This window comes from Bradyrhizobium sp. (assembly GCF_019242285.1).
Taxonomy (GTDB): domain Bacteria; phylum Pseudomonadota; class Alphaproteobacteria; order Rhizobiales; family Xanthobacteraceae; genus Bradyrhizobium.
Genome location: NZ_JAFAVV010000221.1, coordinates 1 through 23,306, shown reverse-complemented (window position 1 = coordinate 23,306; position 23,306 = coordinate 1). Strand labels below are relative to the sequence as shown.

The following is a 23,306-nucleotide window of genomic DNA, read 5'->3' as shown; positions in this document are numbered from 1 at the left end:
CGTCGCCGGCGGCCGCTCGCGTCGGCGTGAGCGCAGTGCCTACTTCGGATATTTGAACTCGGGCGCGGCCTTCAGCGCTTCCTTGGTGGTGTTCATCGAGGCCAGCCACTTGTTGTCCTTGGAATCGTAGCGGACGTTGACCGACGACGGCGACACCGCGACATAATGCTCGCCCATGCCCAGGAAGCCGCCGACCGACAGGATCAGCGCGTCGATCTCGTGGTTCTTGATCGCGAGGTCGGAGATTTCGCCGATCGTCTCGTCCTTCTGATTGGTGACGGAAAGGCCCTTCAGCTTCGAGGAGAACATCTCGTCCTTCGACACGGTCGAGAACTTCGCCTCCGCAGGAGCAGCGCCGGTCGTGGTGTTCTTCGCGCTTTCCGCGGCGAAGATCGGGTTTGCGAGAACCGCGAGCGACGCGGCAATCAATGCGATTTTCTTCATCTTGTCCTCCAGTGCAGTCATTGCAAGCGCAACAATGCGAGGAGGGAACGAATGTTCCCCCGTAGCCGTTGGAGGTGTTGATCGGTATCAGGACGCCGCGCGCTGGGCGCCGGAATGGAGGCGTGCGAGCAGCGAGGCCGGCGAGTCGGTCGGCAGCAGCTCGGCGATCGTCACGGTCGGCTCGGCGCGCCGGCTGCGCCTGCCGTTCGACGTCTGCTTCATCACGCTGGAGAGCCGACGCGCGATGCCGTGTGCCGAGCGCAGATCGGTCTCGGCGAACACGACGATGACCGAGCCTCCGTGGACGGCGCCGAAATCCATCCGTCGCATCAGCCGGCTGACGATGCGCGCGCCGTCGAGCAGGAAGCGCGGGTTCGCGGCGTCGAAGGCAAACCGCGCGGCGGAGAGGCCGCCGCCCCTCGATTTCGCCTGGCCCACGGCAGCGGCGAAGTCGCGCTCGAACGCCGTCCGGGTGAGCAGGCCGCTTTGCGGATCGAGCAGGCCGCCGGCCTCGATCGCGCGCAGGCTGCGGCTCAATTGGCTCTCGAACGCCCGCTGACGGATCAGCGGCAATGCGTTGGCCGCGACGAGGGCCGGCTCGCCGCCGATCATTTCGAGATTGGGCAGATCGTGGAACGGGATGAGCTGGCCCGAGGTCGGAATGACCGGCAGGTTGCGGAAGCGCGCGTCCTCCGCGAGCACGGTGAGGAAGGCATCCTCGACGCGGGCGGTGAATCCTTCGCCGAGCACCACGCCGTCGATATCGCGGGTGTTCAGATGGCTGGCGGCGGCCTCGATCGAGAAGGCGCCGATGACCCCTGCGCGCTCGCCGAGCGCGACCGAAAGGGCAGGGAAGGCGCCGCCGCGTCCGATCAGCAGCACGGTCGCATCGCGCAACGGATCGATGTCCGGCAAATGGCCTTGTGCCTTCGGATCGTCGCCGAGGCGGCGCAGCACGGTGGCGTGCAACGCCCTGATCCGCAGCGCGGCGCGCAGGCGGGCGACCAGCCGGCCGGTATCGCCGGCTCGGGTGAACGGGATGGCGTTGGCGGGGACAACGCCATTCGGCTCGATGGCGATCAGCGGAAGATAAGGCTGCTGTCCGGCGACCGCGTAAGCAAGCGTTTCGCATTGCGGTCGGCTGGCGCCTTCCATCGCCGCGAGCACCAGCGCCGGCTGCACCTGCGCCACCGCGCGCGTGGCGTCGGCCCAGCTCGAGTCGATGACGGGGAACAGTCCGGCTTCGTCGAAGGCGGCCGCAAATGGCGGCCGTGCATGGTTGGACACGACCAGGACCGGGCCTTGCTGCGACATTTGACGAACTCGGAATCGACGCGACCGACGAAGGAAGTATGAAATCTAGTTGGCCGACGTTAACGCCCCGTCAACGAAGGCCGGAGTCGCCACAAACTAGGCGGCGCTGCCGCGGTCGCGAAATGCCTCCACCATCAGCGGGTTCAGTCCGAGCTCGAGCAGCGCCTCGCGGGCGCGGGCGTTGTCCTGGGCCCGCCCTGCCAGGCGATGACCACTCAGCCGATCCGGGAGCGCCGTCAGCAGCGCGCCCTGTCCGAGCCTGCGGCCCCATTCCTGCAGATCGGCGGCAAGGAAGCGGTAGCCGCCGACCGCCATGATGCCTGACGGCGGCGAGGTGATGGAGATCGCGCCGGTCGAGCGGTCGAGCCGTGCCGCATATTCGGTATCGACATAATCGCGCGGCGCCTGCGCCGTCATGGAGTCGCTCGGAGGCGGCGGCGCATAGGGCGCGATCACCACCATCGGTCCGCGCAGCGCGAGCGTTCCCTTCGGCGTCAGCAGGATCTCGCCCGAGATCGACGAGCCCGGCATCTCGCGCGGCGCGCCGTGCAGCCCCGGCTTGACGAGGGCGGGCGCGCCATTGTCGCCGCGCCGCGCCGCGAACAGCCCGGCCTCGCCGAACAGATAGGCGTCGGTCAGCGATGCCTGCGACGCCGTCCAGTTCTGGCTGGAGCCGACCTGCTCCGGCGCCCGCCACATCGCGATGACGTTGCGCAGGCTCGGCAGCCGTTCCGAGAGTCCGGCCTCGTCGAGCCGCAACACCAGTTGGGCAGGCGCGATCAGCGTGTCGCAGGCGAGCTCGTTGATCTGCGCTTCGAGCACGTCTCCCTCGAACGGATGATGCGGCACCAGCGCACCACCCGACAGGAGCCACACCCCGATCGATCCGGCGAGGCCGGCGAAGGAGGAGGGCGCGAACGCCGACATGATGGTCGCGCTGGCGGGGACGTCGCTTTCGAGCGACAGCGCGAGCCCGCCCGCGATCAGGCTGAGATGCGTGCGCGGCACGGCGCGAAAGCCTTCGGCCGTCACGTCGAAGGTGATGATCGCCGCCTTGCGTCCGTCCTGGATGATGGCGCGCGCCGATGTCGACGGCCTCGCCAACGCCTGGTCGAGCGACGCCATGCCCTCGGGCAGCTCGCCGCCGAAGCCGCAGACATGGCGGATGGAGAACGCCTCCGCAGCGGCGTTCATGGCGATGTCGGCGTGAACGACGCCGTCGATCCGGCCCGACGTCACGATCGCCCGCGCGCTGGTGCGGTTGAGCGCGGCCACGAGCTCGGCCTGGCGCCACAACAGCGGGAACACGGCGACCACGAGGCCGGCGCGATGCGCCGCCAGCACGGTCAGCATGAACTCGATCGTGTTGGGCAGTTGCACCGCGATCACCGAATGGGTCGGCAGCCCCGCGTCGATGAAGTGGGCCGCCAGCGCCGAGATCGCGCGGTCGGCTTCGGCATAGGTCAGGCGCTGCGGCGGCTGACCGGTGACGCGCTGCTTGTTGCGCGGATCGACCAGCGCCGTCTCGTCCGGCTGTCGCGCCAGGATGCGCTGAAACAGTGCATCCAGCGTCGGCGATGCGTTGCTCTGGTTCACCTTAAGACCTGTCCTTGCTGCGAAGCGCCCTCGTGCTCCGGTCAGTTGGCCTGCCGCCGCCACCAGCTCTCCGGCAGGTGTCCAGCCAGCGGGGTGGTGCCAGGCCGTTCTATCCGATTCCAGCGCCCAATCCATTGCTCTCCCATATTGAAAACCGGAATGGCGTAGTAGCCGGACATCAGGACCCGGTCGAGCGCGCGGACTGCCGCGACGAAGCCGTCATGGTCGCGCGCGGCCAATAGTTCCCGGATCATGGCGTCGATCGCGGGGGCCTTGGCGCCCATGTAGTTCCGCGTGCCCGACGTGTCGGCCGCCGCCGTTCCCCAGTAGAAGTACTGCTCATTGCCGGGCGACAGCGACTGGTCCCAGCGGTTCTGGAGCATGTCGAAATCGTAGACGAGGCGCCGCTGATCGAACTGCACGCTATCGACATTGCGGATGTTGGCCTCGATGCCGGCGCGCTTGAGATGCTGGGCGAAGGCCAGCGCGATCCGCTCCTGGTCGCGGGTGGACACCAAGAGCTCGAAGCGGAGTGGCGCGCCGGTCGACTTCTGCCGCAGCACGCCGCCTTCGAGCTCGTAGCCGGCCTGTGACAGCAGCGTCAGCGCGGCGCGCAGCGTGGCGCGGTCGCGGCCCGAGCCGTCGGTCGTGGGAAGACGATAGCTGCCGTCGAGAATGTCGGGCGCAACGTCGGCCGCAAATGGCGCGAGCAGCTCGCGCTCGCGCGGGCTCGCCGGCCGCGCATAGGCCGACAATTCGGAGCCCGCGAAGTAGCCGCCGTCGTGCGCGTAGAGGCCGAAGAAATAATTGCGGTTGATCCATTCGAAATCGAACAGTTGCGTCACCGCCTGCCGCACGCGGATGTCGGCAAAGACCGGGCGGCGGGTGTTGAACACCAGGAATTCCGAGGGCCGCGGCATGCCCGTCCTGATGGCGTCGCGGATCACGTCGCCGTTTCTCGCCGCAGGAAAATCAAACCCTTCATGCCAGCGCAGCGGCTCGGTCTCGGTATAGAAGTCGCACAGGCCGCGTTTGAACGCCTCGAACAGGCTGTTGCCGTCGCGATAATAATCGTACCTGATCTCGTCGAAGTTCCACAATCCCCGGTTGATCGGCAGATCGCGGCCCCAATAGTTTGGATCTTTCGTGAAGGTCACGCTGGCGCCCGGCTTCACTGCGCCGACGCGATAGGGGCCGGTGCCGAGGGGCGCGGTGAGCGACGTCTGCTCGAACGTCGCCGCGTCGGTGGCATGCTTGGGCAACACCGGCATCAAGGCGAGGATCAGCGGCAGCTCGCGGTCGTTGGCGCCCGCAAGGTCGAAGCGCACGGTCAGCGGATCGAGCGCGTCGGCTCTTGCAACTTTCGAATAATACTCGTGGTGGTTGGGGCGGCCGTGGTCCCGCAACAGTGCCCAGGAAAACAGCACATCCTCCGCGAGCACTGGTACGCCGTCGGAAAAATGCGCGCGGGGGTCGAGGTGGAAGGTGACGAAATCGCGCGCGTCGTCGGTCTCGACGCTCCTTGCGAGCAGGCCGTAGAGCGTGAAAGGCTCGTCCTCGGCGCGCGCCATCAGGGTTTCGACGACATAGCCGCGCTCGAAATTGTAGGGCCTCACCTGCTGCACGGGGATGCCGCGCACGATCATCGGGTTGAGGCTGTCGAAAGAGCCGAGCATTCCCCAGACGAGCTGTCCGCCCTTGGGCGCATCGGCGTTGAAGTAGGGCAGCTGCGAGAAATCGGCCGGCAGCGCCGGCGCGCCGTGCATGGCGAGCGCGTTCGTTTCCGCCGCGTAAAGCAATTCCGCGCGGCCCGTCAGCGCCAGCAAGATCGTGAATGCGATCCGAATCCAGGCGCGCACCCGCCTGACGACTGACATGAAGGTGTGTGAATTTGATTCGCCGCGGCTCACCTGTGACTCCTAGCATACAGCTCGCAGCATACAGCGCACGGCAAGCAGATTTGGCGCTGCTGAGGATGCCGTCGGCATTGATCTTTCCGTCCGCCCCTGTATGAAGGCACCCGATTGAGGCGGGCGCGATAACGGTCACGTAACTGCCTCAATTCACCAAGAGACAGCCGCGCGAACGGCTAGGTCAGGCGCCACCGGGGGGTTCGGGCGCCCCCCGTTCAGAAAGGGTTTTCCGCAATGTTTTTCCGTATCTTGGCCGCGTCGGTCGGGCCGCGAGGCCGACTTCTCGCCTTGCTGGCGGCAACCGCGCTGGCTGCTGTTCCGTTTGGCCACGACGCCCACGCCCAGGCGCCGGCCGCGCCGAAGGCGAAGGCGCCCGCGCCGAAGGCTGCGCCAGCCGCGCCACGAGGCCCGAGCGCCCAGGCGCCGGCTGGTCAGGAGCAGGCCCAGCAGGCCCCTGCCGGCGGCGGCCAGCCGCCACCGGACCAGCAGGTTCAGCTCATCTATGCGCCGTGGACGAAGTTCTGCCTGAAGGGACAGGACGCCAACGCCAAGCAGGTCTGCTTCACCGGCAAGGACGGCCGCATCGAGTCCGGACAGCCGGTCGTGGCTGCCGTCATCATCGAACCCGAAGGCGATCCGAAGAAGATCCTGCGCGTGACGTTGCCGCTCGGCATGCAACTCGTTCATGGAACCCGGATCATCGTCGACAGCAATCAGCCACTGCAGAGCCCCTATGTGATCTGCTTTGCCAATGGCTGCATGTCCGATTACGAAGCCAGCCCGGACCTGCTCGCGAACATGAAGAAGGGGCAGAACCTGGTGATCCAGGCGATCAATGCCAATGGTGCGGCGCTTACGCTGCCGCTGCCGCTGCAGGAGAGCAACGGCGCAAGCTTCGCGAAGGCCTATGACGGTCCTCCGACCGACCCGAAGGTGTTCGAGGAGACCCAGAAGAAGTTGCAGGAGGAACTGCAGAAGCGCGCCGAGGAAGCGCGCAAGAAGCTGGAGGCGACCCAGGGGCAGCAGCCGGCCGCCGCGCCCTCGAGGTGATCTGATCGCGCTTTTCAAATGGCAAAAAAGGCGCTCGCAGCGAGCGCCTTTTTCGTCAGTGCCGTCTTCGCGAGTGGCGTCGGTCTCGTGCGTGAAGCCTGGTTCTCCCGCGCGGTCGACGTGAGCGCGATCAATTCAGCGAAGGATTGCGCGGGCGGTAGCCGCCGGACTTGTCCTTCACGAAGATCTCGGCAACCTGCGAATGCCGGATCGGTTCGCCGGACTCGTCGGGCAGCAGGTTCTGCTCTGAGACATAGGCGACATATTCGGTTTCCGAATTCTCGGCCAGCAGATGATAAAATGGCTGATCCTTGTGAGGGCGCATCTCCTCCGGGATCGACAGCCACCATTCCTCGGTGTTGTTGAATTCCGGATCGATGTCGAAAATGACGCCCCGGAACGAGAAGATCCGGTGGCGCACGATCTGGCCGATCTGGAACTTGGCGGTTCGCGCTTTGATCATTTTAGTCGAATAGACCACAATGTCGGGCAGCGCTAGTGCCCGTTTCCGCCGGCCTTGATCCGCTATGGCAACACCGTCTGCTTAACCCTTGGAGTGACAGCGGTTTGAAGGAACTCCAGTACGCCAAAAATCGCACCATGGTATGAGTTCCTGCAGGCATCTCCATGCCGCTCGCGCGCGTCCTTATGAACGGCGCACCGAGCGCGGTCGCCACGAGGGAGCCAGGCCCTCGCGCATCGCCATGCGACGGATCGGACCGACCGAGCCGATCAGATGCAGCCCCATCGCCCGCAGCGACTGCATTGGCAACAGGTCCTGAAGCAGGGATTGGTTTGCCAGATCAATGGCGAAGGTGCGGCTCAGGATGTCCGGTCGGCGCGCCCAGTCGTAGCGCCGCAGCACCATTGGGGAACCAGGGTCCTCGCCCGCAGCGAGGCTGTCGTGCACGAAACGGCTGATGTCGGCGGCATCGCGCAATCCCATGTTCAACCCCTGCGCGCCGATCGGCGGCACGACATGAGCAGCCTCGCCGACGAGCGCGATCCGATGTCGCGCGAACTGTGTCGGTTGCTCGATCGACAGCGGAAACTGGTGACGGCCAGCTTCGACCGTGACGCGGCCGAAGATCGAATGCGACTGTTGTTCGGCAGCCTCCGACAGGGCTGCATCGTCGAGTGAGCACAGCCGCTCGGCCTCGGCCGGTCGCGCCACCCATACGACGCTGCAGCGCTCGCCCGGCAACGGCACGAACACGCAAGGGCCTTGCGGCGTGTGAAATTCGGTCGAGACGTTGCGATGCGGCCGCGTGTGATGAATGTTGAAGGTCAGCGCCGCCTGATCGAGTTGACGCCGCCTCACTTCGATGGAACCCGCCTCACGGCACAGCGAATGCCGCCCGTCCGCGCCGACGACGAGGCGGGCGCCGAGCGTCTGTCCGCTCGCGGTGCGGATGTCGACCGCCGCATCGCTGGGTGTCACGGTCTCGGCTTCATCGTCGAACCGGGTGAGGTTCGCGAGCCCTGCCACACGGTGTTCGAGCGCCGCCACCAGGAGTCGGTTCTCGATATTGTAGCCGAAGGCATCGAGGCCGATTTCGGTGCAAGCGAACCGTACCTCGGGCGCCCGGATCAGCCGGCCGGTATCGTCGACCAGCCGCATCACTTCGAGCGGGGCCGCCGCGCCTTCGCAGGCGGACCAGACATCGAGGCTCCGGAGAAAATCGACGGAGGCGCCCAATAGCGCCGTGGTGCGATTGTCGGCGTAGGGTGCGCGCCGCGCAACCAGCGCCGTGCGAGCACCTGCTTGCGCGAGCGCGATCGCCGCCGAAAGCCCGGCCGGGCCACCGCCAATCACCGCGACGTCGAAGGCATCGGATCGCTGGTCCATGATGGAACAATCGGTATCTTCCGCGGCTTTTTCAAGTCCCGCGGCATTTTCCCGCGATGTACAAATCCATGCGATTCCTGATAGCAGTTCCCTGCGATGGATCAGCCCAATCAAGGAAACGGGGTGGAGGCGAGGCCCGCCGCGCGCGCCGCGGCCTTCTCCGTGCACGTCTTCACCGCGCTCGGCGCGGGCGTTGCCTTGCTCGCCATGCTGGAAGCCGTGCGCGAGCACTGGGTCGGCATGTTCTGGTGGCTTGGTGCTGCGCTCGTCATCGATGCGATCGATGGGCCTTTGGCGCGGCGTCTGGACGTCGTGCGCTTGCAACCGAACTGGTCCGGCGACGTGCTCGACCTCGTCGTCGACTTCGTCACCTATGTCTTCGTGCCGGCCTATGCCGTCACCGCGAGCGGACTGCTGCTGCCGCTCGCGGCCCCGCTGCTCGGCATCGGCATCGCCGTCTCCGGCGCACTCTACTTCGCGGATCGCCGCATGAAGGGGTCGGATAACCACTTCCGCGGCTTTCCGGGTCTGTGGAACGTGGCGGCCTTCTACCTGTTCCTGCTGCAGTGGCCGCCGGCGCTGTCGAGCCTCGCCATAGCGCTGCTGATTGCCGCGACCTTCCTGCCGTTCCACGTGCTGCATCCGGTACGCACGGTGCGGCTGCGCCCTCTCACGTTGGCACTGATCGCTTTGTGGGGCGTGCTGCTCGTCTATACGCTCATCAACGATTTCGACGTCGCTTTCCCCGTCAAGGCCGCCCTGTGTGGCATCGCGCTCTACGTCGCGATGGTGGATTCGGCGATCCGGCTGCTGCGGTCGATCAAGCAATGATTGAATTGGTCTCGAGCGCGGAAGCCTGGGCGGCGCTGTTGACGCTGACGGCGCTCGAGATCGTGCTCGGCATCGACAACGTCATCTTCCTGTCGGTGATCGTCTCGCGCATCCCGCCGAAGCAGGCCAAGCGCGCGCGGCAGATCGGCCTGGCGCTGGCGCTGGTTTTCCGCATTCTGCTCCTGAGCCTGCTGGTATGGCTGATCGGCCTGACGCAGGATGTCTTCAGCGTGCGCGGCAGCTCGTTCTCGTGGCGCGACCTGATCCTGATCGGCGGCGGGCTGTTCCTGATCGGCAAGGCCACCCACGAGATTCACGGCGAGGTGGAGGGCGGCGAGGAGGCGACCGCCGGTGCCGCGTCGGCCAGCGCGTTCGTTCTGGTGATCATGCAGATCATCGTGATCGACATGGTGTTCTCGCTCGACTCGATCATCACCGCGATCGGCATGGCACAGGATCTGGCCATCATGGTCGCGGCCGTCGTGATCGCGTGCGTGATCATGTATGTCTCATCCGGACCGGTCGCGCGGTTCGTGGCGGCGCACCCAACCACGAAAATGCTGGCGCTGGCGTTTCTGGTGCTGATCGGGGTCGCGCTGGTCGCCGACGGATTCAAGTTCCACATTCCGCGCGGCTACATCTATTTCGCGATCGCGTTCTCGGCGGCGGTCGAGCTCTTCAACGTGATGGCGCGGCGCAACCGCCAAAGATCAGCCGACTGACCGAGCGGGCGCCGTCGGAGCTGCTCAAGTTGACAAGGCGGGCTCAATGGCTTTCGTTTGAAGCTGGGCAATTTCCCGGAGAATCGAGATGGTCAAGGCCGTGCGCGTGCACAGGGTAGGGGGACCGGAAGCGCTGGTCTACGAGCCGATCGACCTGCCCGCCCCGGGGCCGGGCGAAGTGCGCGTCCGCCAGCACGCGGTGGGCCTCAACTTCATCGACGTCTATTACCGCAACGGGCTCTACAAGGCGCCGGGGCTGCCGTTCATCGCCGGCAACGAGGCCTCGGGCGAGGTGGTCGCGGTCGGACCCGGCGTGACCCATTTTCATCCCGGCGATCGCGTCGCCTATTACCACAACCTCGGCGCCTACGCGACCGAGCGCAACATCCCCTGGGACAAGCTCGTCAAGCTGCCCGACCACATTACCTACGAGCAGGGCGCCGTGCTGATGCTCAAGGGGCTCACGGTCTGGTACCTGCTGCACAAGACGTTCCGGGTCGAGCCGCATCATCGCGTGCTGATCCATGCCGCGGCCGGGGGCATCGGCCTGCTCGCCTGCCAGTGGGCGAGCGCGCTCGGCGCGCATGTCATCGGCACCGTCGGCTCGAAGGCGAAGGCGGAGCTCGCGCTCGCCAATGGCTGCGACCACGTCATCCTCTACAACGAGGAGGATTTCGTCGCGCGGGTGAAGCAGATCAGCCGCAACGAGCTCTGCGACGTCGTCTATGACGGCGTCGGCAAGAGCACCTTTCCCGGCTCGCTGTCCTGCCTGAAGCCGCGCGGCCTGTTCGTCAGCTTCGGCAATGCCTCAGGACCGGTGCCGCCGTTCGCGATCGCCGAGCTCAACAATCACGGCTCGCTGTTTGCAACGAGGCCGAAGCTCAACGACTATATCGGCACCCGCAAGGAATTGCTCGAAGGCGCCGACACGCTGTTCTCCGCTGTCATCTCCGGCATGCTGCACATTCCCATCAATCACGCCTATGCGCTGAAGGATGCGGCGAAGGCGCATATCGACCTGGAGAGCCGCAGCACCACCGGGGCTTCGATCCTGAAGCCGTAGAGGAGTTCACTTTACGTCAGTTGATCCGCTGGCCCGTGATCTCCCAGGGCCCCGGATTGAGCACCAACCCCGTCGCCTTGCCGTCGCCGTCTTCCAGAAAGGCCAGCCTTGTGTGGTCGCCGCCGTCGACGAGGAACTCGCGGCTCGACAGCGGGACGACCGTCATGGGAGTGCCCTTGCCAAAATCAAGCACCGGCAGAGCGCCGCTGGCCTCGACCTGGAGCTTGCCGCCCCTGACGGCGACTTGAAGATCGCTGCTGGCCCCTTTTGCCGCTCCGACCGGAGCGCGCACGATCGTCAGCTCGATGGGCGCATCCTGCCCCTTGCGCGCGATCGTCAGCGTAATCGCGGAGTGGACGGGTCCGCGCATCTTCTCGATCGCTGTGCTCAGGGTCATGCCATGCGTCGTCTCACCGTCGAGATGGGTGATGACGTCATTGGCCATAACTCCCGCGCGGGCGGCAGGCGCGTAAGGCACCGGCGAAACGACCTTGAGGAGACCGTTCTGCATCGCGATCTCGATGCCCAGGCCGCCGAACGGCCCCTGCTTGTCGCGCGAGCTGGATGATGGGAACGTGTAGGTGCCTTCCAACGCCGCAAGCGCGGATCGATCGATCGCCACGGGCGCGTTTGCCGGTGCCGGCTCGTCAATATGGGGAACGAGGAGGGCGCCATAGGTCAGATTGCGGAACGTCGGATTGAACTGGTTGGCCTTGTTCGGCACGACCTGGATGAGCTGCATCGCGATCAACTGCTCTGCCGGATCGACCCAGAAATAGGTGCCCCAGACCCCGCTCCCATAGAAGCTGCCGACCGATCCGGGCACCACGCTCCAGGTGGCATCGCTGCGGATCCCGAAGCCGAGCCCGAAGGTCGAACCGTTGGCAAAGCGGATGCCCTGTGGCAGCGCATTCGTGGTCATCCGGTGGACAGTGGCGGGCGACAGGATGCGCACCCCGTCGAGTTCGCCGTCGTTGAGCATCATCTGGCAGAACCGCAGATAGTCGCTGGCGGTCGACACCAGCCCGCCGCCGCCCGAAAACAGCGTGGTCGGTTTGGTGACGTCCCGGTCCGGAAGCATCAGCGCGCCGGCCGGCGGGTCGATCAGGCGGGCGAGCTTCGCCGGCGGCACCCAGAACCCGGTGTCGACCATGCCGAGCGGCTTGAACAGGCGCTGATCGAGAAACTGATCCAGCGGCTGCCCGGAAGCGACCTCGATGACGCGTCCGAGAACGTCGGCGCTGTGGCCATATTCGAAGGCTTCACCCGGCTGATGGACGAGCGGAAGCCGCGACAGGCGGGATACGAAATCCTTCAGCGTGCCGTCGCGTGCCAAGCCCGCATCGTACAGTCTGCTGTCGCGATAGAGCTTGTAGACGGCCGTGTCGCCGCGATCGTAGTAGGTGAGGCCGGATGTATGCCGCAGCAGATCCTCGACGGTCATCGGGCGTTTCTGCGGCTCGAGCATGAGCCTGCTCTGTCCGCTCGCCGGGTCCGTCGTCTCGACGGCGACCATCATGTCCCTGAGCTCGGGAAGATACCGATACACAGAGGCTGCGAGATCGAGCTTGCCCTCTTCGACCAGCATCATGGCGGCGACGCTCGTGACCGGCTTGGTCATCGAGGCGATCCAGAAGATCGCGTCGGGTTGCAGCGGGATCGTCTTCGCATTGTCGCGATAGCCGACGGCGTGCAGATAGGCCACCTTGCCGTTTCGCGCGATCGCGGCAACAGCGCCCGAGAAGGCGCCGGCATCGACCTGCGCCTGCTGCCAGGCCGCGATCCGCGCCAGCCGCGGCGACGAGAAGCCGAGGGCTTCCGGGCTGCTCACTGCTGCCGTGTCGTAGGCCAAAGCCCGCCACATGCCGAGTGCGGCAGCGAGGACGAACATTGGGGCCGTGAGTGCCCAACGCGATTTGGGAATGTTGCGCGAGACGAGACTGAGCATGAGGTCTTTCCCTATCAGCAGCCAAAGCGCTGCCTTTGACGGCGACGCGTTTTCGAAGTCCTCGAAATTCTGGAGCATTTCCGCACGATGGCGTGCCAGGAAATCCGGCGCATAGAGTCTGAGGAGAATCCCGTACACCGCCAGAGAGCGCGACCGGGTCTTCTGCGCCTTCACGTCACGCGGTCCCGAGTTGGCGCCGCGCGACGACGGCAAGACGCGACAGGCGCTCCGTTTCCGCTCGGAGCGTCGCTAGCCCGAGCGTTGTCAGCTTGTAGTAGATTCTGCGCGGATCGCGCGTGTTGCCCTTCGCCACGAGACCGGCGTCGATCATGCGGTCCAGCGAGCCATAGAGCGTTCCCGGCCCCATCTCGACGGCCCCCTCGGAGTCCGACTTGACCTGCTGCATGATGTCGTAGCCGTGCCGCTCCTGGCCGACGAGCGCGAGCAGGATGTGGAATACGGCGGGCGTCAGCGGCGCTTGGGGTGCGGCTTTGCTCATGCGAGCTACACTATATCCGTAACGGATATAGTCAAGGGACGAAACGAGGTGCGCCCGACGGAGAGAAGGGGCGCACCTCGTTGCAGCCAGAGCGAGGCGGCACCACTTTACATCCGGCTACGCCGCGGCGTTCCAGGCGAACGGCGCGTCGAGTCCCGCCGCCTCATTCAGGCCGAGCATGATGTTGAGGTTCTGCACGGCTGCGCCCGAGGCGCCCTTGCCGAGATTGTCGAGCAGCGCCACGAGCCGGGCCTGTCCGAGCTTGTCCGAGCCGAACACGTGGAGCCTCATCCGGTTGGTGCCGTTCAGGCCCTCCGGCGCCAGCGTCTGAGTAGCGGCGGCTTCCTCAGCCGTGGCAACTTCGACGAACGGCTCACCATGATAGGCGTCCGCCAGCGCGGCCTGAAGATCGGCGAGCTTCGGCTTGCCCGGCAGCGCATAGAGCGGCAGCGGCACCTCCACGATCATGCCCTGCGCGTAGCGGCCGACCGACGGCGCGAAGATCGGCGGATGATCCAGGCCCACGTGGACCTTCATCTCCGGCACGTGCTTGTGCGCCAGCGTCAGGCCGTAGATCCGATAGGGCACGTCGGTGAAATCGCCCGCCTGCTCGTCCTCGAACTCGGCGATCATCTTCCGCCCGCCGCCCGAATAGCCGGAGACCGCGTTGACCGATACCGGCCAGTCCCGCGGCACGAGGCCGGCCTGCACCAGCGGCCGCACCAGCGCGACGAAGCCGGTCGGGTAGCAGCCGGGATTGGAGACGAACCGCGCCCCGGCGATCTTCGTGCGCTGCTCCTTCGCCATTTCCGCAAAGCCATAGGCCCAGCCCTCGGCGGTGCGATAGGCGGTCGAGGCGTCGATGATGCGGACCGAGCTGGTCTCCGCGAGGCTGACGGCCTCGCGTGCGGCGTCGTCGGGAAGGCACAGGATCACCACATCGGCGGCATTGATGATGTCCTTCCGCGCCAGCGCCTCCTTGCGTCGCGCCGGATCGATCGAGATCAACTCGAGATCAGTCCGTCCGAGCAGCCGCTGCCGGATCTGCAGGCCGGTGGTTCCGGCTTCGCCGTCGATGAAGACTTTCGGGGCCATGGTTGCATTCCCTCTCGGTGTCAGGCGACCTGCCGTGCGGCGCCGGCCTTGGTCAGAATAGCATCGAGATGCTCGACCATTTGTGAAATCTCGTCCCGCGTCACGTTGAGCGCCGGCATGAACCGCAACGCGTCCGGCTGTGGCGCATTGAGCAGCAGGCCGTTGCTGAGCCCCTGCGCCACGATGGCGGCGCCGACCGGCAGCTTCAGGTCCAGCGCCAGCAACAGCCCGCGGCCCCGGACCTCGCCAAGCCCGTGGCGCGCCGACAGCTTCTGCAATTCGCTTTCCAGGAACAGGCCGCTATCGCCGACCGATTTCAGGAAATCGGGATGGCGGACCTGCTCCAGCACCGCGAAGCCGGCGGCGCACATCAACGGGTTGCCGTTGAACGTTCCGCCCTGGTCGCCATGCTCGAAGCAGGCGGCCTTCTCGGTCGCGAGCAGGGCGGCGAGCGGCACGCCGCCGCCGATTCCCTTGCCGAGCGTCATGATGTCGGGCTCGACCTCCGCGTGCTCGTAGTGGAACAGCTTGCCGGTCCGGCCCATGCCGGTCTGGATCTCGTCGACGATCAACAGCAGGCCATGAGTCTCGGTCAGCGTCCGCAGCTCCTTGAGGAATGAATCGGTCGCAGGCCACACGCCGGCTTCGCCCTGGATCGGCTCCAGCATGACCGCAATGGTGCTGGCGTTGATCAGCGCCTCGACGGAGGCGATGTCGTTGAGCCGCGCCTTGCGGAAGCCCGGCACCTTGGGTTCGAACAGCGGTTCGAACGCCTTCTTGCCCGAGGCCGACATGGTCGCGAGGGTGCGGCCATGGAAGGCGCCCTCGAAGGAGATGATCTCGAACGCGCCGTTCTTGTGCAAAGCGCCATATTTGCGCGCGAGCTTGATCGCGCCCTCATTGGCCTCGGCGCCGGAATTGGCGAAGAACACCTGGTCGAAGCAGCTCTGCTCGACCAGCGCTTGCGCGAGCTTCAGGCTGGCGTCGTTGTAGAAGGCCGGGCTCGGCGTGATCAGCCGTTTGGCCTGTGCGGCGAGCGCCGCGGCCACCGCGGGCGGCGAATGGCCGAGGCAGTTGACTGCCCAGCCCTGGATGAAGTCGAGATAGCGCTTGCCGGTATCGTCCCACAGCCAGGAGCCTTCGCCGCGCACGAACACGGTTTGCGGGCGGGCGGTGATGTCCATCAGCGCGTCATAGGGATGGATCGCGTTCGTCATGTCGAGGCTCCTGTGGGCTTGACGTAGAGGGGGACGAAAAGCAGAAAAGGCCGCTACTCCCTGGGGTAGCGGCCTTTCGAGAACTTGGCTGGTCTACTCGATCAGCGTCGTCGTCGGACATGGCGCGCCCCATCATCGTCACGGCGGTGACGACGGCAGGCGGTGCGGCGCTGGTTCCGAATGAACGTCATGGGGCGCGGCCATACAGCGTGGACGAATATCTGTCAAGCGCGCCTGTCGGTGAGATCGCGCACGAAGGCCGGTGCGGCATCTCGAACCGCGCGAGGCCGCCGGCGCGACCAGCTCGCTCGCGCGCCGCGCGCTGAGCGCCCGGGGGCCGGCCTGGCTGGCTCGGGGGCCTCCGGACCCTTACGGGGGCAGGTTGCAGTTTTACGAAACGTTCAGCCTTGATCGGTAGCGTTCGTTAACCAGCCATGGCAGGACAACGCGCTCAGGACGAGCGATGCGCAACGCAACTGTATCGATCGCCGACGAGGTCGAAGCGGCGATCGCCGCCGGCTCCACCGAGAAATGTGCGCAGACGACGAAGCAGGTCGCCGCGTTGTTCCTGGAGTCCGCGGGACGGTTCAGTCGCGAGCAGATCGAGCTGTTCGGCGATATTTTCGAGCGGCTGATCAACACCATCGAGCTTCGCGCCCTTGCCGAGGCCGGTGCGCGCATCGCCCTTGCCGAGCTGAGCACGCAGCTCGCCGGCGTCCCCCAGGCGCCGATGTCGGTCGTCCGCCGGCTCGCCAACCATGACGAAATCTCGATCGCAGGTCCCATGCTGGCCGAATCGTCGCGGCTCGGTCCGGCCGAGCTGGTCGAGATCGCGCAGCAGCGGAGCGAGCGGCATCTGCTGGCGATCGCGGGCCGCTGGTGGGTGCAGGAGATGGTGGCCGATGCCCTGCTGGCGCGCCGCTTTCCGAGCGTCAGCCGCAGGCTCATGGACAATCCAGGGGCGCGCGTCTCCGCGGCGGGCTTTGCGATGATCGTGTCTCAGGCGATCGGTGATCCCGAGCTCGCGGTTGCGACCGGAATACGGGCGGATCTGCCGGCAAGCCTGCGCGCGCAACTGGTGCAGCACGCGACCGAGGCGGTGAGGGATCGGCTGCTGGCACGCGCGCCGCCGCATCTGGTCGAGGAAATCCGCGCCGCGATCGCCACAGCCGCGGCCGGCGTCGACCGCGAAATGTCGCGGTCACGGGATTTCGCCGGCGCGAGGCTGTTGCTGGCGCGCCTGAAGAAGGAGGGCGGACTGAGCGAGGCGGTTCTGGTGCGCCTTGCGCGACAGAAGAAATATGAGGAGACCATCGTCGTCCTCGCCGAATTGTCGCGGGCGAGCGTGGAGGTCGTGCGGCCGCTGATGCAGAGCCTGCGCAGCGACGGCATCCTGGTCCCCTGCAAGGTGGCGGGCCTGAGCTGGGAAACCGTCTGCGCGGTGCTGGATTGCCGGTTCTCGACCGGCGTCACGGCGCCCGACGAGCTTGCCAAGCTCAGGCGGCATTTCGGCGAGCTGACGCGGGCGGAGGCGCAACGCGCGCTCAGGCTCTGGATGGCGCGCGCCAATCCGGCGGCGCCGAACGTCAATTAAAATCCTGCAACGCTGCCGTGCAGGTCGTAGGCGTCGGCCCGCTCGATCTTCGCCGTGACGATCTCGCCGACCCGTAACGGCCGGCGGCTCGACAGGTACACGGTCCCGTCGATGTCGGGCGCGTCCGCCTTCGAGCGGCCTTTTGCCACCGTCGGACCGACCTCGTCGATGATCACCTGCTGGCGGGTGCCGACCTTGCGCTTCAGGCGCCGCGCCGAAATCTGCTGCTGATGCGCCATCAGCGCGTCGTAACGCGCCTGCTTGAGCTCGTCGGACACGGCATGGCCGAGCGCGTTCGACGCCGCGCCCGCGACGGGTTCGTATTTGAAGCAGCCGAGGCGGTCGATCTCGGCCTCGCCCAGCCAATCCAGCAGGTGCTGAAAATCGTGGTCGGTCTCGCCGGGGAAGCCGACGATGAAGGTCGAGCGCAGGGTCAGCTCCGGACATTGCGCGCGCCAGCGCGCGATCCGCTCCAGCGTCCTGTCCTGCGCGGCGGGGCGCTTCATCGCCTTCAGGACGTCGGGGCTCGCATGCTGGAAGGGGATGTCGAGATAGGGCAGCACCTTGCCGTCCGCCATCAGGCCGATGACCTCGTCGACATGGGGATAGGGATAGACATAGTGCAGCCGGACCCAGGCACCGAGCTCGCCGAGCTCACGCGCCAGGTCGACGAATTTGGCGCGGACCTCGCGATCCTGCCACCGGCTCGCGGCATATCTGAGATCGACGCCGTAGGCCGAGGTATCCTGCGAGATGACCAGCAGCTCCTTGACCCCGGCCGTGACCAGCCGCTCCGCCTCGCGCAGCACGTCGGCTGCCGGGCGCGACACCAGGTCGCCGCGGAGTTTTGGAATGATGCAGAAGCTGCAGCGGTTGTTGCAGCCTTCGGAAATCTTCAAGTACGCATAATGCCGCGGTGTCAGCTTGATGCCCTGTGGCGGCACCAGGTCGAGATGCGGGTTGTGTGCCGGCGGCAGCGCGCGGTGCACGGCTTCGAGCACGCTTTCATATTGCTGCGGCCCGGTGATCGAGAGCACGCCCGGATAGGCCGTTTCGATCTGCTCGGGCTCGGCGCCCATGCAGCCGGTGACGATCACCTTGCCGTTCTCGGCCATCGCCTCGCCGATGGCGGTCAGCGATTCCTGCTTGGCGCTGTCGAGGAAGCCGCAGGTGTTGACGATGACGAGATCGGCGCCGTCGTGCTTGCGCGCGAGCTCATAGCCCTCGGCGCGAAGGCGGGTGATGATTCGTTCGGAATCCACCAGCGCCTTGGGGCACCCGAGCGAAACGAAGCTGACTTTTGGGGCGGCAGCCTGCTGCATATCTGATCTGGCCGATTGATGGCCGTGAGCTAGTCTGAATTGCCCAAATTTACAAGGCTTCATGCTGGCCGATCGCGTGCTAAACCTTCGCGCCGGAAGACGAGTGATCGATGACCGCCGAGCAGTCGCCCAAGATCGTCATTGTCGACGAAAGCCCGATCCGGGCCGCCATCCTCCGGGAGGGGCTGGAGGAGGCGGGCTATACCGGCGTCGTGCATCTCAGCGAGATGCAGAGCCTGCTGGCGCGCATCTATGCGCTCGACCCTGATATCATCCTGATCGACCTGGAGAACCCGAGCCGCGACATCCTGGAGCAGATGTTCCAGGTCAGCCGCGCGGTGCGGCGGCCGATCGCCATGTTCGTCGACCAGAGCGATGCGGCCTCGATCCAGGCGTCCGTCGATGCGGGCGTCTCCGCCTACATCGTCGACGGGCTGAAGAAGGAGCGCATCAAGCCGATCCTCGACCTCTGCGTGTCGCGCTTCAATGCGTTCGCCAAGCTGCAGGATGAGCTCGACCGCACCAAGTCGGCGCTCGAGGAGCGCAAGGTGATCGACCGCGCCAAGGGAATCCTGATGAAGGTGAAAGGCCTCACCGAGGAGGAGGCCTATGTGCTGATGCGCTCCACCGCGATGCGCGAGAAGAAGAAGATCGGTGAGATCGCGCAGTCGATCCTGACCGCGTCGGAGCTGTTGAAATGACCACGCCCCTGCATATCGGCTTCATTCCGCTGGTTGATGCGGCGGCGCTGATTGTGGCGGCCGACAAGGGGTTCACCGCGGCCGAAGGGCTCGATGTCACGCTGGTGCGGGAAGTGTCGTGGTCGAACGTCCGCGACAAGCTCAACATCGGCCTGTTCGACGCCGCTCATCTGCTGGCGCCGGTGGCGATCGCCTCGAGTCTCGGGATCGGCCATGTCAAGGTGCCGATCGCCGCGCCCTTCAGTCTCGGCATCAACGGTAACGCGATCACGGTCTCGCCGACGCTGCATGCGGCGATCATGGCGGAGCTCGAGGGCGACCGCTTCGATCCGATGGCAACCGCGCTGGCGCTGGCACGCGTCGTCGCCGCGCGGCGCAAGCACGGCGCCGAGCCCTTGACGTTTGCGATGACCTTCCCGTTCTCGACCCACAACTACCAGCTCCGGTTCTGGATGGCGGCCGGCGGCGTCGATCCGGACGAGGACGTGCGGCTCGTGGTGCTGCCGCCGCCCTTCATGGCGGACAGCCTCGCCAACGGCCAGGTCGACGCGTTCTGCGTCGGCGCGCCCTGGAACTCCATTGCGGTGGATCGCGGCGCCGGCCACATCCTGCACTTCGTGTCGGACATCCTGGTGCACGCCGCGGAGAAGGTGCTGGCGGTTCGCCAAAGCTGGGCGGACCGCCATCCGCAGGTGCTCAACGGCCTGGTCCGCGCGGTGGCACGGGCCGCCGATTTCATCGCACAGCCGGAAAACCGCGCCGAGGTGGCGCAGCTGCTGGCCCATCCGGATCGGGTCGGCGTCGATGCGGAAATCGTGCAGCGGACCCTCGATGGGCGGTTGAGGATCTCCCCCGATGGCACGATGCGCGAGAGCAGCCGCTATCTGCTGCTCGGGAAAAAGCAGGCGACACGCCCCGATCCCGCCCAGGCCGCCTGGCTCTATGCGCAGATGGTGCGCTGGCGCCAGACCCCGTACAGCGCCGCCGCCCTTGAAACCGCCACGGCCGTGTTCCGGCCCGACCTCTACGAAGCCGCATTGGGGGGCGGGGGTGGCGCGGCCGTGGAGGCAAGCGGGGCCGTCGGGGCATTCGCAGGTCCGGCGTTCGATCCCGCCAACATCGCGGGCTACCTGGCCGACTTCGACATCCCGCGGCGCGTCTGATCGCAAATTAGGCACCGCCATAGCGTGCATAGAATTAGGGCTCATGCCTTCGGAAAAGGCATGAATGATCCCTCATTTGATGCGGTGCAATACGTCTAATATGTTGAAATCGTTGCCATTGGTGCAGCGCGCCAAACTGGCACATCTCTTGAATGGAGTGAACCAGGCCAGCCGCCGGTGATGCCCGCTGGCCCATCCAAGATGGATATCCGCAGCAACGAGGCTGTCCGGATCGCCCGCGTGAAGCGGGTGGTGCTCGTACCCCCTTTTTCCTCGTTGGCCCGCGCGACGCGCGTGGCGCTGGAGTTTTGACATGGATCCCGCAACCCCGATCGACATCAAACCCGCCGTGCAGACTCCCGCAAGCTAGGGCGCGACCGGCATCATGAAACTGGAAACGCTTTCCGTCGATTTCACCGACGAGCAGAAACGCTATCTCGAAGGCTTTGCCGCAGGCATGCAGGTGCTGCGCTCCGGCCGAGGTCTTGGCGGCAGCAGCGCCGGCAGCACGAAGAGCGAGCCGAATGGGCCCGACGCGGCGCACATTAAGGCGCAGGACAAGGTGCTGGCCGCAGGCAAGAAGCTCGCCGACCAGGAGAAGTTCAAACGCGAGGAGCATCCGTTCGACGCCTATGAGCGGCTGAAGCAGCAGGCGCGTGACAATGCAAAACCGTCGGCCGCCGACAATTTCCGCTGGCGCTATTTCGGCCTGTTCCACGTCGCGCCGGCGCAGGATTCCTACATGTGCCGCCTGCGGATTCCGAACGGCATCCTCAAGCACTGGCAGCTTTCGGGCCTCGCCGATCTCGCCGAGCGGCTGTGCGGGCCCTACAGCCACGTCACCACCCGCGCCAATCTGCAATTGCGGGAAATTGCCCCCAAGCATGCCATCGAACTGATCGAGGGCATCCAGGAGCTCGGCCTGTGCTCGCGCGGCTCGGGCGCCGACAACATCCGCAACGTCACGGGCACGCCGACTGCCGGCATCGATCCGCAGGAGCTGTTGGACACGCGGCGCTACGCCCGTGAGTGGCACCACCACATCCTCAACGACCGCTCGCTCTATGGCCTGCCGCGCAAGTTCAACGTCGCCTTCGACGGCGCCGGCTGCATCGCGGTGCTGGAGGAGACCAACGACATCGCGTTCTCCGCGGTCGAGGTGAAGGACGGCTTTGGCGCCGAGCCCGGCGTGTGGTTTCGCCTCGGTATCGGCGGCATCACCGGTCACCGCGATTTTGCGCGCGAGACCGGGATCATCGTCAAGCCGGAGCACGCGACCCAAGTGGCGGATGCCATCGTGCGCGTGTTCATCGAGACCGGCGACCGCACCAACCGCCTCAAGGCGCGGTTGAAATACGTGCTCGACGGCATGGGCGTCGAGAAGTTCATGGCAGCGGTCGAGGAGCGGTTCGGCAGGAAGCTCGTGCGCGTGCCGGCCGCGGCCGTTGCGCCGCGGCCTGTCTTCGACCGCATGGCCCATATCGGCGTGCACAAGCAGAAGCAGGCCGGCCTGAACTGGATCGGCGTGACGCTGCCGGTCGGCAAGCTCGACAGCGAGCAGATGCGTGGGCTCGCGAAAATCGCAGCCGATCTCGGCGATGGCGCGATCCGGCTGACGGTGTGGCAGAACCTGCTGATCTCGGGCGTGCGCGACGAGAATGTGGCGCTGGCGAGTGCCGCGATCGAGAGGCTTGGACTTGGCGTGACGGCCTCGCAAATCCGCGCCGGGCTCGTCGCCTGCACCGGCAATGCCGGCTGCAAGTTCGCGGCGTCCGACACCAAGCGGCATGCCGCCGAGATCGGTGACTGGTGCGAGGGGCGCGTTGCAATCGACACGCCGCTCAACATCCATCTCACCGGCTGCCACCATTCCTGCGCCCAGCACTACATCAGCGATATCGGCCTGATCGCCGCGAAGGTCCCGGTCGGCGAGACTGACGACACGGTCGAGGGCTATCACCTGTTCGCCGGCGGCGGTTTCGGGCCTCAGGCCGAGATCGGTCAGGAGGTCTTTCACGACCTCAAGGCCGAAGACGCGCCGCAGACCGTGGAGAGGCTGCTCAAGGCCTATCTGGCCCATCGTGCCTCGCCGGACGAAACCTTTCTCGCCTTTGCCCGCCGCCACGACGGCGAAACGCTGCGCAAGCTTGCGGATGCGGAGACGTCGTCATGAACCAGATCACACCGCCACCCCGAATCGAGATCATTCCCGCCAACGCGCCGTTCTCGGACGCGCAGCGCTCCTGGCTCAACGGCTTCTTCGCAAGCCTCCTGACCACCGAGATCGCGGTGCCGTTATCGGCGGAGCAGGGTGCCGCCCTGCTGCCAGGTGCGGCCGGCGACGGCGATGACGGCGAGGCGCCGTGGCATGACCAGACCTTGCCGATCGCCGAACGCATGAAGCTCGCCGACGGCCGGCCCCTGCGGCGGCGGATGATGGCGGCGATGGCGCAGCAGGATTGCGGGCAGTGCGGCTACAATTGTCACGACTACTCGGAAGCGATCGCGGGCCGGAGCGAGGCCCGGCTCAATCTCTGCGTCCCCGGCGGCAAGGAAACCGCGCGGATGCTGAAGGCGCTGCACGAGGAGCTCGACAAGGCGCCCGCCACCGCGTCGTCGCCGGCCAGCGTGCCGGCCGTGGCGGTGACCACGACCATCGCCGAGCCCGGCCGCTCGCGCGACAACCCGATCGAAGCAACCTTCCTGTCGCGGCGGCTGCTCAACAAGCAGGGCTCGGAGAAGGAGACCTGGCATATCGAGTTCGATCTCGCCGGCGCCGGCCTCGACTATGTCGTCGGCGATTCCTTCGGCATCTTCGCCAAGAACGAGCTCGGCCTCGTTGATCAGATCATCGCAATGCTTGGCGCGGCGCATAATACGCCGGTCCGAGAGCGGACCCTGCGTGAGGTGCTGCACGAAGACGTCTCGCTCGGCGCCGCCCCCGATTCGCTGTACGAGCTTTTCTCCTACGTCTCCGGCGGCAAG

General features: G+C 66.1%; 20 protein-coding genes. 9 read left to right on the top strand and 11 right to left on the bottom strand.

Going from position 1 to position 23,306, the window contains the following annotated elements; translation table 11 throughout:
• Nucleotides 1–39: 39 nt before the first annotated feature.
• The 4 genes from JOY90_RS08560 to JOY90_RS08545 all read right to left on the bottom strand — a co-directional run bounded on the left by JOY90_RS08560 (nt 40) and on the right by JOY90_RS08545 (nt 5,120).
• On the bottom strand, nt 40–444 hold the full coding sequence (locus tag JOY90_RS08560; RefSeq protein WP_291690707.1) for a PRC-barrel domain-containing protein: 405 nt from the start codon (nt 442–444) through the stop codon (nt 40–42).
• Between the two features lie 87 nt (nt 445–531).
• Nucleotides 532–1,758 (bottom strand): GGDEF domain-containing protein, encoded by a 1,227-nt coding sequence (locus JOY90_RS08555; protein WP_291690706.1) that lies wholly within the window; start codon nt 1,756–1,758, stop codon nt 532–534.
• A gap of 96 nt (nt 1,759–1,854) precedes the next feature.
• A complete protein-coding gene (locus tag JOY90_RS08550) occupies nt 1,855–3,354 on the bottom strand; it encodes a class I adenylate-forming enzyme family protein (protein WP_291690705.1) in 1,500 nt (499 codons plus the stop codon).
• Between the two features lie 41 nt (nt 3,355–3,395).
• Nucleotides 3,396–5,120 carry an extracellular solute-binding protein gene (locus JOY90_RS08545; RefSeq protein WP_291690715.1) on the bottom strand — a complete coding sequence of 575 codons (1,725 nt, stop codon included), beginning with the start codon at nt 5,118–5,120 and terminating at the stop codon, nt 3,396–3,398.
• 381 nt (nt 5,121–5,501) lie between these two features.
• Between JOY90_RS08545 and JOY90_RS08540 the strand changes: the two genes are divergently transcribed.
• A complete protein-coding gene (locus JOY90_RS08540; RefSeq protein ID WP_291690704.1) occupies nt 5,502–6,317 on the top strand; it encodes an invasion associated locus B family protein in 816 nt (271 codons plus the stop codon).
• A 130-nt stretch (nt 6,318–6,447) separates the two neighbouring features.
• On the opposite strand, the gene hspQ is transcribed toward JOY90_RS08540, so the two are convergent.
• Nucleotides 6,448–6,780, bottom strand: coding sequence for a heat shock protein HspQ (hspQ, locus tag JOY90_RS08535; protein ID WP_291690703.1), 333 nt, complete (start codon nt 6,778–6,780; stop codon nt 6,448–6,450).
• A gap of 183 nt (nt 6,781–6,963) precedes the next feature.
• Complete coding sequence (locus JOY90_RS08530; RefSeq protein WP_291690702.1) at nt 6,964–8,166, bottom strand: UbiH/UbiF family hydroxylase; 1,203 nt, start codon at nt 8,164–8,166, stop codon at nt 6,964–6,966.
• 96 nt (nt 8,167–8,262) lie between these two features.
• Between JOY90_RS08530 and pcsA the strand changes: the two genes are divergently transcribed.
• The 3 genes from pcsA to JOY90_RS08515 all read left to right on the top strand — a co-directional run bounded on the left by pcsA (nt 8,263) and on the right by JOY90_RS08515 (nt 10,782).
• On the top strand, nt 8,263–8,997 hold the full coding sequence (pcsA, locus tag JOY90_RS08525) for a phosphatidylcholine synthase (protein ID WP_291690701.1): 735 nt from the start codon (nt 8,263–8,265) through the stop codon (nt 8,995–8,997).
• Complete coding sequence (locus JOY90_RS08520; protein ID WP_291690700.1) at nt 8,994–9,719, top strand: TerC family protein; 726 nt, start codon at nt 8,994–8,996, stop codon at nt 9,717–9,719. Before pcsA ends, JOY90_RS08520 begins: the two co-directional genes overlap by 4 nt.
• 88 nt (nt 9,720–9,807) lie before the next feature.
• Complete coding sequence (locus JOY90_RS08515; protein WP_291690699.1) at nt 9,808–10,782, top strand: quinone oxidoreductase; 975 nt, start codon at nt 9,808–9,810, stop codon at nt 10,780–10,782.
• Between the two features lie 16 nt (nt 10,783–10,798).
• Here the strand turns inward: JOY90_RS08515 and JOY90_RS08510 are convergent, their stop codons facing one another.
• The 4 genes from JOY90_RS08510 to JOY90_RS08495 all read right to left on the bottom strand — a co-directional run bounded on the left by JOY90_RS08510 (nt 10,799) and on the right by JOY90_RS08495 (nt 15,541).
• Nucleotides 10,799–12,730, bottom strand: a complete 1,932-nt coding sequence (locus JOY90_RS08510; RefSeq protein ID WP_291690698.1) for a serine hydrolase — start codon at nt 12,728–12,730, stop codon at nt 10,799–10,801.
• A 175-nt stretch (nt 12,731–12,905) separates the two neighbouring features.
• Nucleotides 12,906–13,229 (bottom strand): PadR family transcriptional regulator, encoded by a 324-nt coding sequence (locus JOY90_RS08505; RefSeq protein WP_291690697.1) that lies wholly within the window; start codon nt 13,227–13,229, stop codon nt 12,906–12,908.
• Between the two features lie 117 nt (nt 13,230–13,346).
• Complete coding sequence (argC, locus tag JOY90_RS08500) at nt 13,347–14,324, bottom strand: N-acetyl-gamma-glutamyl-phosphate reductase (protein WP_291690696.1); 978 nt, start codon at nt 14,322–14,324, stop codon at nt 13,347–13,349.
• Between the two features lie 20 nt (nt 14,325–14,344).
• Nucleotides 14,345–15,541 (bottom strand): acetylornithine transaminase, encoded by a 1,197-nt coding sequence (locus tag JOY90_RS08495; protein WP_291690695.1) that lies wholly within the window; start codon nt 15,539–15,541, stop codon nt 14,345–14,347.
• Nucleotides 15,542–16,004: 463 nt separating this feature from the next.
• On the opposite strand from JOY90_RS08495, the gene JOY90_RS08490 reads away from it, so the two are divergent.
• The gene (locus tag JOY90_RS08490; protein WP_291690694.1) at nt 16,005–17,135 is read left to right on the top strand and encodes a DUF2336 domain-containing protein; all 1,131 of its coding nucleotides are present in this window, start codon (nt 16,005–16,007) and stop codon (nt 17,133–17,135) included.
• On the opposite strand, the gene rimO is transcribed toward JOY90_RS08490, so the two are convergent.
• Nucleotides 17,132–18,457 carry a 30S ribosomal protein S12 methylthiotransferase RimO gene (rimO, locus tag JOY90_RS08485; protein ID WP_291690693.1) on the bottom strand — a complete coding sequence of 442 codons (1,326 nt, stop codon included), beginning with the start codon at nt 18,455–18,457 and terminating at the stop codon, nt 17,132–17,134. The two genes, JOY90_RS08490 and rimO, sit on opposite strands and share 4 nt — an antisense overlap.
• 110 nt (nt 18,458–18,567) lie before the next feature.
• On the opposite strand from rimO, the gene JOY90_RS08480 reads away from it, so the two are divergent.
• The 4 genes from JOY90_RS08480 to JOY90_RS08465 form a co-directional block, all read left to right on the top strand.
• Complete coding sequence (locus tag JOY90_RS08480) at nt 18,568–19,158, top strand: ANTAR domain-containing response regulator (protein ID WP_291690692.1); 591 nt, start codon at nt 18,568–18,570, stop codon at nt 19,156–19,158.
• Nucleotides 19,155–20,321, top strand: a complete 1,167-nt coding sequence (locus JOY90_RS08475) for a CmpA/NrtA family ABC transporter substrate-binding protein (RefSeq protein WP_291690691.1) — start codon at nt 19,155–19,157, stop codon at nt 20,319–20,321. The genes JOY90_RS08480 and JOY90_RS08475 overlap by 4 nt, the downstream gene beginning before the upstream one ends.
• Before the next feature lie 385 nt (nt 20,322–20,706).
• Nucleotides 20,707–22,494 carry a NirA family protein gene (locus tag JOY90_RS08470; protein WP_291690690.1) on the top strand — a complete coding sequence of 596 codons (1,788 nt, stop codon included), beginning with the start codon at nt 20,707–20,709 and terminating at the stop codon, nt 22,492–22,494.
• Nucleotides 22,491–23,306 (top strand): (Fe-S)-binding protein (locus JOY90_RS08465; protein ID WP_291690689.1); only part of this gene is annotated, 816 nt, incomplete at its 3' end. The genes JOY90_RS08470 and JOY90_RS08465, both read left to right, overlap by 4 nt.